The organism is Streptomyces sp. SCA2-17 (assembly GCF_044336695.1).
The window spans coordinates 2,521,479-2,535,568 of sequence record NZ_CP117521.1 but is presented as its reverse complement, the minus strand read 5'-3'; the positions used below and the strand labels follow the sequence as shown (position 1 = coordinate 2,535,568).

The following is a 14,090-nucleotide window of genomic DNA, read 5'->3' as shown; positions in this document are numbered from 1 at the left end:
GTCGCGGCGTTTAGGGTGGCCCGCATGTCTTGGCCTCAGAACCCCCAGCAGCCCCACCTGCCGCAGCAGCCACCGGAGGCCACGGCCGTCGACCAGCCGGCCGTGGCGCCGCCGCCCGGCGCGGTGCACGCCCAGCCCACGGTCTTCGCTCAGCCCGCCGTGCAGCCGCCGCCCGCTCAGGCGCCGAACGGCGGCGGCACCCACGCCCAGGCGACCGTTTTCGCCCAGCCCGCCGTGCAGCCGCCGCACCCCGGTGGCCCCGGGGCCGTGCCGCCCCCGCCCCCGCCGCCGGGCGGCTGGACGAACCCCGCCCCGGCTCCCGCGCCCGCCCCGGTACCGCCGGGCGGCGGTGGCGGTGGCGGCGGCAAGAACAAGACGCTGCTCGCTGTCGTCGGCGGCGTCGTGGCCCTCGCCGTCATCGGCGGCGGCGCGTTCTTCCTCCTCAAGGGCGGGGACGACAAGAAGGACGACAAGCAGAACGTTTCGGCCGGGGGGCAGCCCAAGCCGTCGGGTGACCCGGCGCAGGGGCAGTCTCAGCAGCCCGCCGCCCCGGACGCCTCCGGCGCCCCCGCCGCCCCGCCCGCCGGCTGGCAGACGCAGAGCAGCAAGGAGCACCAGCTCCAGTACGACGTGCCCGCCGCGGGAGAGAAGTGGAAGGTCTTCCCGCGGGACACGATGCTCGCGTACACCGACGCGTCCGGTAAGCCGCAGATCTCCATGCGCGACACCGCGAACTACAGCGAAGGCGGTTGCGCTTCGTCCGCCAACCCCAACGCCATCGGCGAGGCGGGCAAGGGCCAGCTCGCGACCGTCGGCACGGCCGGCGGCGACGCGTCCCTGAGCATCCAGGACAACGCCCGCAACTGGGCCGGCAACTGGGGCGTCTTCGCGTACGGCGGCCTCGGCAACAAGCCCAAGATCGAGGTCAGCCAGGCCAAGCCCTGGAAGCAGAACGGCATCGACGGCTGGACCGCGACCGCCAAGGTCCAGGTCCTCAACCGCCCGAGCCCGTGCGTGCCGCCCACCGCCATCGTCAAGAGCATCGTGTGGAAGCTCCCCAGCGGCGAGTTCAGCAGCTGGATCATGTACGCCGACCAGGGCGTCTCCGGCGCGCTGCCGGAGTCCCGGATCGACGAGATCATGAAGACGGTCCGTCCGCTCAAGGGCTGAGCTGGCACAAGAGGAAGCCGACACCGGGGAATCCGAGGAGAGAGGCCGGTCCGACCATGACCACCACCGCACTGTGGAGCAGGGCGCAGCAGCAGGACTTCCGCGCCCGCGTCCGCGGCTGCCTGCTCGGCGGGGCGATCGGTGACGCGCTCGGCGCGGGCATCGAGTTCCACTCGCTCCACGCGATCCGCGAGGCGCACGGGCCCGCCGGCGTCCGCGACTACGTGCGGGCCTACGGGCGGCGCGGCGCGGTCACCGACGACACCCAGATGACGCTGTTCACCGTCGACGGCCTGATCCGTGCGGAGATCCGGCGGGACGCGGGTGCTTGGCAGGCGCCCGCGGACGTGCACCGCGCGTACCTGCGCTGGCGGGCCACCCAGCGCTACCAGGGCCCGGATCTGCGCGACCCCTCCCTCGGCCGGCTCGGCCGCCAGGAGTGGCTCTACTCGCAGCGGGCGCCCGGCAACGCCTGCCTGTCCGGGCTGGATGACGACCGCATGGGCTCCCTCGCCGCACCCAAGAACCCGGAGTCCAAGGGCTGCGGCACGGTGATGCGGTCGGCGCCGTTCGGCCTGCTGGTCGACCGGGAGCCGGCGCAGGTCTTCCACCTCGCCGCCGAGTGCGCCGCCCAGACCCACGGCCACCCCTCGGGCGTCCTGGCGGCGGCCGCCTTCGCGGCCGTCGTGCACGGCGTCGTCCGCGGCGGGACGCTGGAGGGCTCCGTGCACCAGGCGCTCGGCCTGCTGGCGGGGTGGTCCGGGAACGAGGAGACCACGGCGGCGCTGCACCAGGCGCTCGACGCCGTACGCCAGGGCGCGCCGTCGGCCGAGCGGCTCGAAGCGCTCGGGCAGGGCTGGGTGGCCGAGGAAGCCCTTGCCATGGGCGTGTACTGCGCGCTGGTCGCCGAGGACATCCGGCACGGGCTGCTGCTCGCCGTCAACCACAGCGGCGACTCCGACTCCACCGGTTCGCTCTGCGGCAACCTGCTGGGCGCGCTGCACGGCGAGACCGCGCTGCCGGCGGACCTGCTGGCCGAGCTGGAGGGGCGGGCCGAGATCGCCGAACTCGCCGACGACTTCGCCATGGAGCTCACCCAGGGCACGCAACTGCACGGGCCGGGCGTGGCCGCCACGGTGTGGAGGGAGCGCTACCCCACGGCGTAACGGTAGTTGCGGGCGCACACGCAAGAACCCCCTCGGCCGGGACGACGGTCCGGCCGAGGGGGTTCTTGGGGTACTACTGAGGGGGATGAAGACGTCGTATCGCCTGGTCTCGTCAGAAGTCGTATGCGCGACGGGAAACGGTCGTCACAAACGCGGACCAGGTGGCCGGCGCGAAACCGAGAATCGGCCCCTGAGGGTCCTTGGAGTCACGGACCGCGATGGACTGGGGGAGGGGGGAGGCGACCTCCACGCAGTCGCCGTTGGCCAGCGAGTACGAGGACTTGCGCCACGTGGTGTTTCCCTGCTGGATGGCCATGATTGCTCCCATGCCTTGGTGAGTATGTGCCTTGATCAGAAACACCGGTCGGAACGCCGGTTTCCCGAGGTGCGACCGACGTTACGCGCCAACATCACCTGACGAACGGCCCATTCACTCGACCGGATGGCATATTCGGGAACGCCCTTCCCGGGTGACCTACCGAGGGTGTACCGTGCGGCGCCGCCGACTGGGGCGCCCCTTAGGTGCCCCCTCAGACGCCCCTCGGGCCCTCTTCGAGCACCGCTCAGGCCTCCGCCGCCCACTCCTCCGCGACCCGGTCGATGAACTGCCGGGAGTGCTCCGCGTTGAGGGCCTGCATTCGCAAATGCTCATACATCACGCTGTAGGTCTGCACATCGTTCGGCTTCTCCAGGTAGAGATCGCTGGTGATCCCCTCCAGATAGACCGTGCTCGCGTCCTGCGGGTCGTTGAACTCCAGGATGGAGAACTTCCCGTACATACCCGGGTGCGCGCCGACGTCATAAGGCAGCACCTGCACCGTGATGTGCGGTTCCAGGCTGAACTGCACGAGCTGCCGCATCTGTTCCGCCATGATCTCGCGGTTGCCCACGATCCGGCGCAGCGCCGACTCGTCGATGACCGCCCAAAGCCGCAGCGGATTCTCCGGATCGGTGATCCGCTCCTGCCTGCGCATCCGCACCTGTACGCGGCGCTCGATGTCGGCTGTCGTCGCCTCGGGCCAGGAACCCTCGGTCACGGCGCTCGCGTAATTGGGCGTCTGGAGCAGACCCGGTACGAGAGATGCCTCGTACACGCGCAGTGAGGCCGCGTCCGTTTCCAGGCCGATGTAGACGCTGTAGGGAATGTCGCCGAAGGCGTGCCACCAGCCTTGCTGGCGCGACTCCTTGGCCATCTGCATCAGTGAATCGACAATCCGGTGGTCCTCGACCCCGTACACCCCGCAGAGATCGCGCACGTCGCGCTGGCTGATGCTGCGGCGCCCGTTCTCCAGGCGGCTGATCTTCGACTGCGAGACGAGCAACCGCTCGGCGACCTCCTCGGCGGTCATGCCCTTGAGCTCGCGGAGCTTGCGCAGCTCCTGCCCCAAGCGGCGCCGCCTAACGGTGGGATTGACACTGGACGCCACGGGACGCACCTCCGGCTCCGTCATGCTGCTGTCTCCTGCTCCTGACCTCGCAGCCTGCCACCACATGCCGGGGCGGCGCTGGAAAATGCCACACAGAGTCCGCCTGCGGTGAACGGTTTGCCGGGGCCGGCCGCAACGGACCGTGCATCGTCCCGTGCAAGTGCGCGGGGTGGTGGACCGGGCCGCCGTCCCGGGCGGCCGGACCACCACCCCGCGCGATATCGCGGCTCCCGAACCGGGCCGGGGGAAATGCTCTGCGGTCGGTCGAGCTCTGAGGGTGATGCGGATGGTGCGCTGTGCGCAGCGGTGCGGTGCGCGGTGGTGCTGCGCACAGTCGTGCGGCGCGCTGTCGTGCCGTGCGCAGCCGTGCGCTGCGCTGTCGTGCGGTCTTGCCGGAGCGTCACGCAAACGTGCCGTCGTGCGTCGCGCTGTTCCACAAGGGCATCTGCCACAAGGGCATCTGCGGGGCCCTTACGAAGCGCCGGCGCGGGCCATCACGGGCGCCCCTTGGGACGCCTGCTGACCGGCCGTCGCTCCGCCGCGGACGGACGTCCGCCGCCCGGACCCGCCGCCGTGGCCGCCCGTGCCGGAACCGGCCGCCGCCGGGGCCCGCCGCGGCTGCGCCGCGACGCCGTTCTGCACGTCCATCACGGCGTGCGCCACGAGGCCGCCCATCGGGTCGTGCCTGATCAGATCCCGCAGCCGGGAACGGGAGGACCGCCCCTCGTTGCCCGGGTAGAGGTGCTTGCCGAGACCCACCGCGTGGGCCAGGGCGGCGAGCGCCGCGGTCCGCGGGTCCGGCGGGACGCCGGTGCGGATCGCGCTGTCCAGCCGGGCCCTGATCTCCCGGCTGATCGCGGTGTCCGTCGCCTGATAGCGCGTCGTCGGCAGCACCCCGCACATCTGGCCCGCCACGGCATGCACCATGCCGCACCGCTCCAGGTGCGTGAGATACGTCTGGCGCAGCCCCAGCCGGGGCCCGCCGATCCAGTGGACGGCGCGGACCGGACTGCCGCGGCGGCGCAGCAGTTCGAGCGCGGTGTCCAGTGTCGGATCTCCTGTCGGCCGCGGCATCACCACGGCGATACGATCCCCGTCTGGGGCTATCCGTCCAGCCAGAGCCAGCTCCACTAGCTGCGCCCCGGCGAGACCCAGGTCGAGCGACTGCGGCTGCGCCGTGGTTCCCGTGGCCGGGTCCAAAGCGAGCAGCAGAAGCTCCTCCGGAATTGTTCTGCGGCTCCTGCCCATCCATGCCTCCCCGCGTGGATGACTGACAGGGTGACCCCTCTCACATTGGTCTGTCGAGAGTGCGTGGTGGCTTCGGGTGGGAACCGGTAGGTATGTCGTCTCGTCTAGCACGACGGTGAGGCCGGTCGATCCCTTCTGGCGGTGCGGTTGCGCGGTGCGGGGGCTACGACACAGGACACTGGTAAGCGTTTGAGAAGGTTCGGGCTGCGGGGTGCGGTGCACCCCGCGGTGGCGTATCGCGTGGGAATTCGAGGAGGCATCGGTGGCGGGCGAGTCCCCCGGCAAGTCGGAGCAGCGGAAGTCGTCGGGGGAGACGACGCGCGGCGAGCACGACCCGCGACTCGGGGTTTTCCGGGAATCCTCCGGAAAGCCGTCCGGGAAAGCGGATGCCGCCGATGCCGCGGATGCCGCCGAAGGCGGCCGTAAGGAAGTGTCCGCGGCGCCCGCTGAGGCCGATGCGATCGCAAAGGCCGACTCGGGTCCCGCGGGCCGTACGGCCGGCGGCGACGCACGGCTGAAGGCCGCGGTGGCGGCGTGGGTGGCCGGCGCGGACGAGGGCGAGGACGAGGACGGATCGGGCGAGCCTGCTTCGTCTGCTGCCTCTGCTTCCTCCGCTTCGCCTGCGAAGACGCCCGGCGCGGCCGCGCGCCCGAAGGGCAAGGACGCGGAGGCGGGCGACGAGCCCGTGAACGGCGCGCCGTCCGGCGACGGCAAGGCCCCGGCCGCCGAGGACCGTGCCACGGCCGTCTTCGGCACGCTCCGGCCGAAGGGTGCCGACGACGCCGAGGCTGCGAAGGCTGCGAAGGCTGCGAAGGAGGAGCCCTCCTCCGATGGGGAGGGCTCCAAGGACGACGGCAAGGACTCCGCTTCCGGCGAGGACAAGCCCGCGGCGTCCGGTGACCGGGCCACGGCCGTGTTCCGTACGGTCCGGCCGAAGGCCGATGACGCCGCCGGTGACGGCAAGGCCGCCAAGCCCGCCGCGGACGACAAGCCTGCTGCTGGCGACGGGGCCGCGAAGGGCTCCCCGTCCGGCAACGGCAACGGCAATGGCAAGGCTCCGGCCTCCGCCGGCAGCAAGGGCAAGGACTCCGCTTCCGGCGACAGCAAGCCCGCCGCGGCAGCCGACCAGGCCACCGCCGTGTTCCGTACGGTCCGGCCGAAGGGCGGCGACGCCGCCGGTGCCGGTGCGGCTTCCGGCGAGGGCAAGGCTCCGGCTTCCGGCGAGGGCGAGGGCGAGGCTCCGGCCTCCGGTGCCGGCAAGGCGCCCGCCTCCGGCAAGGACAAGCCCGCCGCTCCCGTCGACGAGGCCACCGCCGTCTTCGGCGCGGTCCGGCCCAAGGGTGACGCGGCGGACAAGCCTTCCGCCGACGATCAGCCGACTGCACTGATCAAGGCACCCGAGCCTTCCGCCGACGATCAGCCGACCGCGCTGATCAAGGCCCCCGAGGTGCCCGAGCTCAAGGCCAAGCCCGAGGCCAAGCCTGGGGTCGAGCCCAAGGCCAAGGCCGAGCCCAAGGCCGGTGCTGCCAAGGCCGCCCCGCGCGAGGACTCCGACTCCGAGCGGACCAGCCAGTTCGTACCGCTGAAGTCCGACGAGGCCAAGGCCGCCCCCGCCAAGAAGTCCGCTCCGGCCAAGCCCGGCACCCCGGCCAAGCCTGCCCCCAAGGCGACCCCGCCCGCCCCCAAGGCGGCCGGCACCCCCGCCAAGCCCGCCATCCCCGTCACCGTCACCCCGCCGAAGGACCCGGCGGACCCGGCGTCCTCCGAGCCGGCAGGCGGCCCGGCCGCGCCGCTCGACCTGCTCGCGCAGCTGACGAACACGCCTCCGCCGCCGGAGACGCCCGTCCGCACGGTCCTGCGCCGGGTCAAGATCTGGACCCCGCTCGTGGTCCTGCTGGCGATCATCTTCTGCGTGGTGCAGGCGTTCCGCCCGCTGCCGGAGCCGAAGCTGGTGCTCACGGCGAGCAAGGCGTTCAAGTTCGACGGCGACAAGGCGCAGATGACGTGGCCGTCGTCCGGCCAGGCGTACGTCGAGGTGGACGGCCTCGGCAGCCTGGGCGAGTTCGGCGAGGAGAAGCCCGTCCCGATCGCGAGCGTCACCAAGGTGATGACCGCGTACATCACCCTTCGCGACCACCCGATGAAGAAGGGTGACAAGAAGGGCGCGCTGATGACCGTCGACGCCAAGGCGGTGAGCGACTACCAGAAGGGCAAGCCCGAGGGCGAGTCCCTGGTCCGGGTGACCGAGAACCAGCAGCTCTCGGAGTACGAGGCCCTGGAAGCGCTGATGCTGCCGTCGGCGAACAACATCGCCAAGCTGCTGGCCCGCTGGGACGCCGGTTCCGAGGACGCGTTCGTCAAGAAGATGAACGACACCGCCAAGGAGCTCGGCATGGTGAACACGCACTTCACCGACCCGAGCGGCTTCGACGCGACGACGAAGAGCACCGCGAAGGACCTGGTCAAGCTGGGCAAGAAGGCCATGGCGGACCCGGTCTTCAAGGAGATCTCGGGGCTGACGGAGTACATCGACAGCAACGGCGAGAAGCAGAAGAACTTCAACCCGATCGTTCCGCTGTACGGCACCGGCATCAAGACGGGCACGACCACCGCGGCCGGCGGCAACCTGCTCTTCGCCGCGGAGAAGAAGATCGGCGGCACGACGCAGCTGATCATCGGCGCGGTGCTGGCGCAGCACAAGACGCCGATCATCGACTCGGTGGTCGCGGCGACGAAGGACGCGATCGAGTCCGCGAAGAAGTCGCTGGAGGCGAAGACGGTCGTCAAGAAGGGCGACGTCGTGGGCGCCGTGGACGACGGCCTCGGCGGCCGTACCCCGGTCGTGGCGACCAAGGACGTCACCGCGGTCGGCTGGGCGGGCCTGAGCGTCGACCTGGCCCTCAACGACGCCGGCCACAAGCTGCCGCACACGGCGAAGCCCGGCGCCGAGGTCGGGATGCTGACCGTGGGCAGCGGCCCGGGCCAGGTCCGGGTGCCGGTGGCGCTGAAGAAGGAGCTGGCCGAGCCGGGCTTCGGCGCGAAGCTCACCCGCCTCGGCTGACCGGCGCAGGCTGACGAGGGCAGGGGCGGCGCCCGCCGCCCCTGCCCGGTCCTCGCGGCGTGCTAGCGTCGCGAGGGTTTGCGCACGGTTTCACACCGTGCCGATTCCCGTAGGGCCCGGACCGCGTGACGATGGGGGAAGACCTCGGGGGAAAGACGGGGAGAGACACAGTGACCACCGTGGGCCCGGCACGGGCCGACAATCCGGACGAGCCGGGGGGCCGGCAGGACGGGCACGCCCCCGCCGGAACACCGCAGCCCCCCGCCCCCGCCCCTGCCTTCCGTGAGCGCCTGACCCGCGCCGCCCGCGCCCTGGCCCGCCGCCCCGTGCTGACGACGCTGGCCGTCGCCGCCGTGGCGCACGTGCTCTGGGTGTGCGTGTTCGCGAACAGCGGCGGCGACCTGGCCGCCCAGGACGCCTGGGCGGAGTTCGTGGGCCAGCACCCCGCCTCGGCGTACAACCTCGCCTGGTACGGCGGCATGCACCCCGTCTCGTACAGCGTGATCTCGCCGTACCTGATGGCCAGCATCGGCGTCCGCACCACGATGATGATCGCGGGCACGCTCTCCGCGGGGCTGATCGCCCTGCTGCTGGTGCGCAGCAGGGTCGTGCGCCGGCCGCTCGTGCCCGCCCTCTACGGCACCTTCGCGCTGACCTGCAACGCGATCTCCGGCCGGGTCACGTTCGGGCTCGGCATGATGTTCGGCCTGGCGGCCGTCGCCGTGATCTTCGCGTGGCCCATGCGCTGGCGCTCGGAGGGCAAGTACCGCTGGGGCCGCGCCGGCCTCGCCGCGCTGGCGGCCGCGCTGGCGACGGCGTCGAGCCCGGTCGCCGGCCTGTTCGTGGGCTTCGTCGCGGCCGCCCTGTGGCTGGGCAGGCGCCGCCCCGCGGCGTACGCGCTGGGCGTCACGCCGGTCGTCGTGGTGGGCCTCTCGGCGTGGCTGTTCCCGTTCTCGGGCCAGCAGCCGATGGCCTTCGCGTCGACGATCCTGCCGCTGCTCAGCGGCCTCTTCGGGGTGCTGTTCGTCCCCAAGGAGTGGCGCACCGTCCGGATGGCGTCGGGGCTCTACGTCCTGGCCGTCCTGCTGGTCTGGCTGATCCCCTCCCAGATCGGCACCAACGTCTCCCGGCTCGGCATGATCTTCGGTGGGACGGTGCTGGTCGCCGCCCTGCCGGAGCTGAAGATGCCGCGCCCGGCGGAGCTGCTGAAGAGCGGCCTGCGCTGGACGGCGCTGGCCGCCGCCCTCGCCACCTGCACGATCTGGCAGCTCGCCGTCTCCATCGGCGACATCATGCACACCACCCCCGCCGCGGCCTGGGCGCGCGAGCTCGCCCCCCTGGTGCACCGGCTCCAGCAGGCCGAGGCGGCGCGCGGCCGCGTCGAGGTCGTGCCGGCCCGCAGCCACCGCGAGTCCTCGGCCCTCACCCCGTACGTCAACCTCGCCCGCGGCTGGAACCGGCAGGCCGACCGCGAGCGCAACCCGCTCTTCTACCAGCCGGGCCTGCTCACCTCCTCCAGCTACCGCGCCTGGCTCGACCGCTGGGCCGTCCACTACGTGGTGCTGCCCACCGGCGAGCCGGACCCCGCGGCCGTCGAGGAGGCCAAGCTCGTCGTCAAGGGCCAGCCGTACCTGCGCGAGGTGTGGTCCGACGAGAACTGGCGGCTGTACGAGGTGGAGTCGCCGACCCCCCTCGCCGACCCGCCCGCGGTCGTGGAGCGCACGGACGCCGAGGGCATGACGGTCACCGTGAACAAGGCCGGGCCGGTCCTCATCCGCATCCCGTACTCGCCGTGGCTCGGCCTGGTCGACGAGGACGGCAAGGACGTCCAGCCGCCGAAGAAGGGGGCGCACGGCGAGCCGCCGGTCAACGTCAACGGCTGCCTGTCCAAGGAGGTCCAGGAGGCCCGCGAGGACCGGCCGGAGGACGACTGGACGCTGCTGCGCGCACCGAAGCCGGGCACGTACCACATCGTGGCGCGCTACAAACTTCCGCGCGGGACGGGCTGCCCGGACGACCTGGCGAGGTGACCCGCCCGGCCGGAGCCGGGGGTCACTCGCACACGCGCGGTGAGGCGGCCCCCGGGGGGCCGCCCTTCTTCAGCTCCGTCCGCACGTCTTCCAGATAGGCCAGCACCTGCCGCTGCTTCTCCGGGCCGGGGTCGCTGAGGTAGTCCAGCACGCCGTGCTGGAAGGCGAACCGCATCCGCAGCGGCATCACGTCCGAGGCGTCCAGGCACTTGGGCTGCGAGCCGCCGAGCGCCTTGCTGACGGCGGCGTTGACCCGCTCGGTCCCGGGGTCGGGGCGGGGCGCGCCGGGGGTGACGAAGAAGGGCCGGCCGGGGTTGGTGGTGATCTTCCGCTTCTTCTCCTCCTCGGGCACCTCGGCCCACACCTTCTGCCCCTCCTCGGAGGTGAGGAACCGCATCAGGTCCTCGGCCGCCCCGGCCCGCTCGCCCTTCCTCGCGAACAGCGTCGCGAAGTCCGCCGACACCTCGGTCGCGGCGGGACCGCGGGCGATGCCGGGGAGCACCTCGCGCGTGGGCGCGAAGGCGGCGCGCCGGGTGTAGTCGGCGGTGCGGGCGAACGACGCCTGGTGCTGCAAGGAGCACTGCTGCGACTGCGACGGTGACGGTGACGGCGCGAAGAGCTTCTGCCCCCAGTCGTTCTCCAGGGCGGCCGCCGCCGGTTCCCTGGTGAAGACGTCCCCGAACGCCTCCCAGGCCCGGGGCACGGCGCCCTCCGTCCACGCCAGCTCGCCCCGCGCCCACTTCTCGTACGCCTCCGTGCCGCTCTGCTGGAGCAGGATGTCCTCGATCCAGTCGGTGCCCGGCCAGCCGGACGTGGCGTCGCCCCCCATGCCCGCGCACCACTGGCCGCCGCCCCGGGCCGCCTCCGTGCCGGGGCTCTGCCGGCGGGCGGGGTCGTACCAGACGATGCTCTTGAGGTCGGCCTTGACCGCCACGGCGTAGACCTTGCCGCCGAACCGCGGTGCCCACAGCGGCCCGTACGCGTTCAGTGCGTCCTTAAGGACGGGAGTGAGCTCCCGCGGCGGGGTGGCCGAGCCGACGTACGTGCCGACCTCGCCGAGGCTGGGCAGGATCGCGATGTCCGGCGGATTGCCCGCGTTCAGCCGGGAGAGCAGCACCTCGCGCAGAGCCGTCGTGCCCTGGTAGTCAACATTGACGTGATACTTCACTGCGTACGCGTCCAGCACCTTGCGGAAGCGTGCTTCCTCGGCATCCGTCCACGACGCGAGGACGCTGATCCGGCCGTTGTGCTCGGTGCGCACGTCGCCGGTGCCGAGGATCGACAGCAGCGCCATCCACAGCACGAGGACGACGGTCACGGCCTCGAAGGAGCGGATCCGGCGGCCGGTGCGGTGCGGGATCCGCGCGAAGCGGTACTCCTCGATGCGGGGCTGGAGCCCTAAAACGACCAGCGCGGCGATGACGACCGCGGCCAGGGGGATCCAGGCGGGGACGGTGGTCAGCCAGTGGGTGGCCGCCATGCTGTCGCTCACCGGCTTCAGGTCGCTGATGCCCCTGCGCGCCGCGTCGTGGGCCCGGTCGAGGTCCTGCTGGAGCCGCAGGGTGGCGGGCAGGAGCAGCGGCACGAGCGCCGCCAGCAGCAGCGTGGCGCCCGCGAGCGGGCCGTTGAAGCGGCGGCGGAAGCGGCGGCGCAGGAAGAGCTGGGTGGCGACGAGCAGCCAGGCCAGCGCGGCCCACAGCATGACGGCCACGCCCCAGCCGAGCCGCAGCAGCCCGCTGGGCGAGGTCTGCTTGTCGAGCACGCGGGCCTGCTCGCGCTGGACGGTGTCGAGCCGGGAGAGGACGCCGCTCCCGGCGCGGGTCAGCGTGCTCTCCGCGTACCGCAGGTAGGCGTCGCGAAGCTTGGTGTCGGCGTGGCTGCGGGCGGCTTGCCCGACGAGGTAGTCGTACGAGGAGATCTGGCCGGCGGCGGTGTCCAGGTCGCTGCGGCCCCCGCTGCCCGCGACGGTGGTGGCGACCGCCCGCTCCAGGCTCCTGGACGCGGCGTTGACCTTCGCGCGGTAGTCCTCGCCGGCGCCCTCGTCCGCGGCGGAGGGGCTGCGCAGGGCGGCCCTCGCGGCGTTCAGCGACGCGCTCAGGTCCTTCTTCGCCGCGTCCACGTAGCCCATGGCCGGGACCGTCCGGCCGGGCACCTCGTCCGCGGCCCGGCTCACCGCGTAGGAGACCGCCAGCAGCGCCCCGCAGGTCAGCGCCGTGGCCGTCAGCAGCACGGCCAGGCGGCGTATGAGCCGGGCGCGGGTGCCCGGCGAGGGCCCGGCGTCCGCGGGCCCGGCCGGCCCCGCCGGGGCGGTCGTGGGGGCGGTCATGCGGTCGGCTCCGGGGGCTCCTGTCCCGGCCGGTCATGACGCTCCGGCGCGGGGCCGTCCGCGGTGGGGAGGGCCGTCCCGCAGCGGGTGCAGATCCGGGCCGTGCCGGGGGAGACGCGGTTGCAGACGGGGCACTCGACGTCGGCCCTCTTCCGCCGCTGCTGCTGCGCCGGTACGGCGGCGGGCGGCGGGCCGGGCTCGTGCGGCGGGCGGGCGCCCTTCGGCGCCGCCGCGGACCTGCGGGTCTGCGTGCTGTGGTTGGAGACGACCCACGCCGAGTTGAGGTCGCCCGCCGTGATCTCGTCGCGCAGCCGGACCCGCCCCTCGGCGGCGTCCAGCACCTCCACCAGCCGCCGCAGCCGGCGCAGCATCTTCTCGTCGCCGAGCTCGTGGGCGGACCGCACCGCCCGCCCCCACTCCTCCTCCGCCGTCCCGAGGCGCCCGGCCTCGAACGCCTCGCAGCCCGCGTTGACGGCCCGGCCCAGGTCGGCGTAGCCGCTGTAGCGGGCGACGCGCGGATCGATGCGCGTGGACAGCACGGGGTCGTCCGTCCAGTGGACGAGCAGGGGTACGGGCCTGGGCACGGAGACGACCGTCTCGGCGGGGTGGTCGCCGGCGCCCTCGGCCACCAGCGCCACCGATGCCAGCTGCATGTCCTCTCCCAGCGGGTCGCCGGTGGGGTCGGCGCTGACGCTCAGGTGGTAGTCGCGGGACTCGTCGCCCCACGCGCCGGTCGGGAACTCCCAGGTGCGCTCCCCGGTCCGCACGCCCTCCTGGGTCAGGTCCAGCTCGGTGGGGAACACCTGCTTGAAGAAGGCGAGCTCGCTGCCGACGCGCAGCCGGACGCGGATCCGGATGCCGGGCAGCGACTTGTCCATGGCCTTGCGCATCATCCGCCGGAACTCCGCCTCCAGGTCGGAGTCGTGCTCGACGGCGTCCGCGATGCCGTGCAGCCGGCCGGCGATCTGCCGCAGCTCGGTGGCGGCCCACTGGTCGCCGATGCCGCGCGCGTCGCAGGTGAACGTCCCGGCGCAGTCGGCGAGGACGCGCTCCAGCTCGTCGGGCCGGTCGTGCTCGTTCCTGCCGTCGGTCAGCAGGAGGGCGTGCCGGATGGGGTGGTCCTGGCCGTCGGCGGTGAGGAGGTCGCGGGCGCAGGCGAGCCAGGAGGCGATGGCGGTGCCGCCCGCGGCGACGAGCGTGTGCGCGGTGCGGGCGGCGTCGGCCCGGGTGTCCGGGCCCGCCACGGCCATCCGGCCCGCCGCCGGATAGACCACGCGGGCCTTGTCGGTGCCCTCGACGAGGGCGAAGCGGGTGCCGTCGCGCAGGACGCCGATGGCGGCGGCCGCGGCCTTCCGGGCCGCCGCGATCTTCGTGCTGGGCCAGCTCATGGAGCCGGAGCAGTCGATGACGACGACCTCGGCGGAGGAGGCGTGGGTGGTGAGCCCGGCCAGGCCGTGGGCCTCGACGGTGAGGACGGCGTGGGCCGGTACGGTGCCGGAACCCGCCGCCAAGTACTTGTTCTGGCCCAGCTCGGCGGTCAGGGAGGGCAGCGCCGCCGTCGGGGCGCGGTCCTCGGGGGCCGCCGTCCCGTCGTCCTGGTTCACGGCCCGGGGCCCGTCGTCCCGACGTCGTACGGCCTCGGGCCCATTGCTGCGGTCCATT

At 72.9% G+C, this 14,090-nt stretch carries 9 protein-coding genes; 4 read left to right on the top strand and 5 right to left on the bottom strand.

What is annotated here, in order from left to right; all coding sequences use genetic code 11:
- Positions 1-24: 24 nt before the first annotated feature.
- Both PS271_RS11210 and PS271_RS11205 read left to right on the top strand, forming a co-directional pair.
- Positions 25-1,170 carry a DUF8017 domain-containing protein gene (locus PS271_RS11210; protein ID WP_398381813.1) on the top strand — a complete coding sequence of 382 codons (1,146 nt, stop codon included), beginning with the start codon at positions 25-27 and terminating at the stop codon, positions 1,168-1,170.
- Positions 1,171-1,226: 56 nt separating this feature from the next.
- Complete coding sequence (locus PS271_RS11205) at positions 1,227-2,336, top strand: ADP-ribosylglycohydrolase family protein (RefSeq protein WP_398381812.1); 1,110 nt, start codon at positions 1,227-1,229, stop codon at positions 2,334-2,336.
- Between the two features lie 112 nt (positions 2,337-2,448).
- On the opposite strand, the gene PS271_RS11200 is transcribed toward PS271_RS11205, so the two are convergent.
- The 3 genes from PS271_RS11200 to PS271_RS11190 form a co-directional block, all read right to left on the bottom strand.
- Complete coding sequence (locus tag PS271_RS11200) at positions 2,449-2,652, bottom strand: DUF397 domain-containing protein (RefSeq protein ID WP_120756656.1); 204 nt, start codon at positions 2,650-2,652, stop codon at positions 2,449-2,451.
- A gap of 247 nt (positions 2,653-2,899) precedes the next feature.
- Positions 2,900-3,763, bottom strand: a complete 864-nt coding sequence (locus tag PS271_RS11195; protein ID WP_356289373.1) for a helix-turn-helix domain-containing protein — start codon at positions 3,761-3,763, stop codon at positions 2,900-2,902.
- 471 nt (positions 3,764-4,234) lie between these two features.
- Positions 4,235-5,011 (bottom strand): GOLPH3/VPS74 family protein, encoded by a 777-nt coding sequence (locus PS271_RS11190; RefSeq protein ID WP_398381811.1) that lies wholly within the window; start codon positions 5,009-5,011, stop codon positions 4,235-4,237.
- Between the two features lie 262 nt (positions 5,012-5,273).
- On the opposite strand from PS271_RS11190, the gene PS271_RS11185 reads away from it, so the two are divergent.
- Positions 5,274-8,072 carry a D-alanyl-D-alanine carboxypeptidase gene (locus tag PS271_RS11185; RefSeq protein ID WP_398381810.1) on the top strand — a complete coding sequence of 933 codons (2,799 nt, stop codon included), beginning with the start codon at positions 5,274-5,276 and terminating at the stop codon, positions 8,070-8,072.
- 170 nt (positions 8,073-8,242) lie between these two features.
- Entirely contained in the window at positions 8,243-10,102 is a 1,860-nt protein-coding gene (locus tag PS271_RS11180; protein ID WP_398381809.1) for a DUF8823 domain-containing protein, read from the top strand.
- 22 nt (positions 10,103-10,124) lie between these two features.
- Here PS271_RS11180 and PS271_RS11175 read toward each other — a convergent pair whose 3' ends face one another.
- Both PS271_RS11175 and PS271_RS11170 read right to left on the bottom strand, forming a co-directional pair.
- Complete coding sequence (locus PS271_RS11175; RefSeq protein WP_398381808.1) at positions 10,125-12,428, bottom strand: extracellular solute-binding protein; 2,304 nt, start codon at positions 12,426-12,428, stop codon at positions 10,125-10,127.
- Positions 12,425-14,089 (bottom strand): VWA domain-containing protein, encoded by a 1,665-nt coding sequence (locus PS271_RS11170; RefSeq protein WP_398381807.1) that lies wholly within the window; start codon positions 14,087-14,089, stop codon positions 12,425-12,427. The genes PS271_RS11175 and PS271_RS11170 overlap by 4 nt, the downstream gene beginning before the upstream one ends.
- Between the last annotated feature and the right edge of the window lies 1 nt (position 14,090).

What these genes read in the sequence shown, in the direction of transcription:
- PS271_RS11200 (WP_120756656.1), bottom strand. Translation starts at nt 2,652, where the DNA reads ATGGCCATCCAGCAGGGAAACACCACGTGGCGCAAGTCCTCGTACTCG.
- PS271_RS11170 (WP_398381807.1), bottom strand. Translation starts at nt 14,089, where the DNA reads ATGGACCGCAGCAATGGGCCCGAGGCCGTACGACGTCGGGACGACGGG.
- PS271_RS11210 (WP_398381813.1), top strand. Translation starts at nt 25, where the DNA reads ATGTCTTGGCCTCAGAACCCCCAGCAGCCCCACCTGCCGCAGCAGCCA.
- PS271_RS11190 (WP_398381811.1), bottom strand. Translation starts at nt 5,011, where the DNA reads ATGGGCAGGAGCCGCAGAACAATTCCGGAGGAGCTTCTGCTGCTCGCT.
- PS271_RS11205 (WP_398381812.1), top strand. Translation starts at nt 1,227, where the DNA reads ATGACCACCACCGCACTGTGGAGCAGGGCGCAGCAGCAGGACTTCCGC.
- PS271_RS11175 (WP_398381808.1), bottom strand. Translation starts at nt 12,428, where the DNA reads ATGACCGCCCCCACGACCGCCCCGGCGGGGCCGGCCGGGCCCGCGGAC.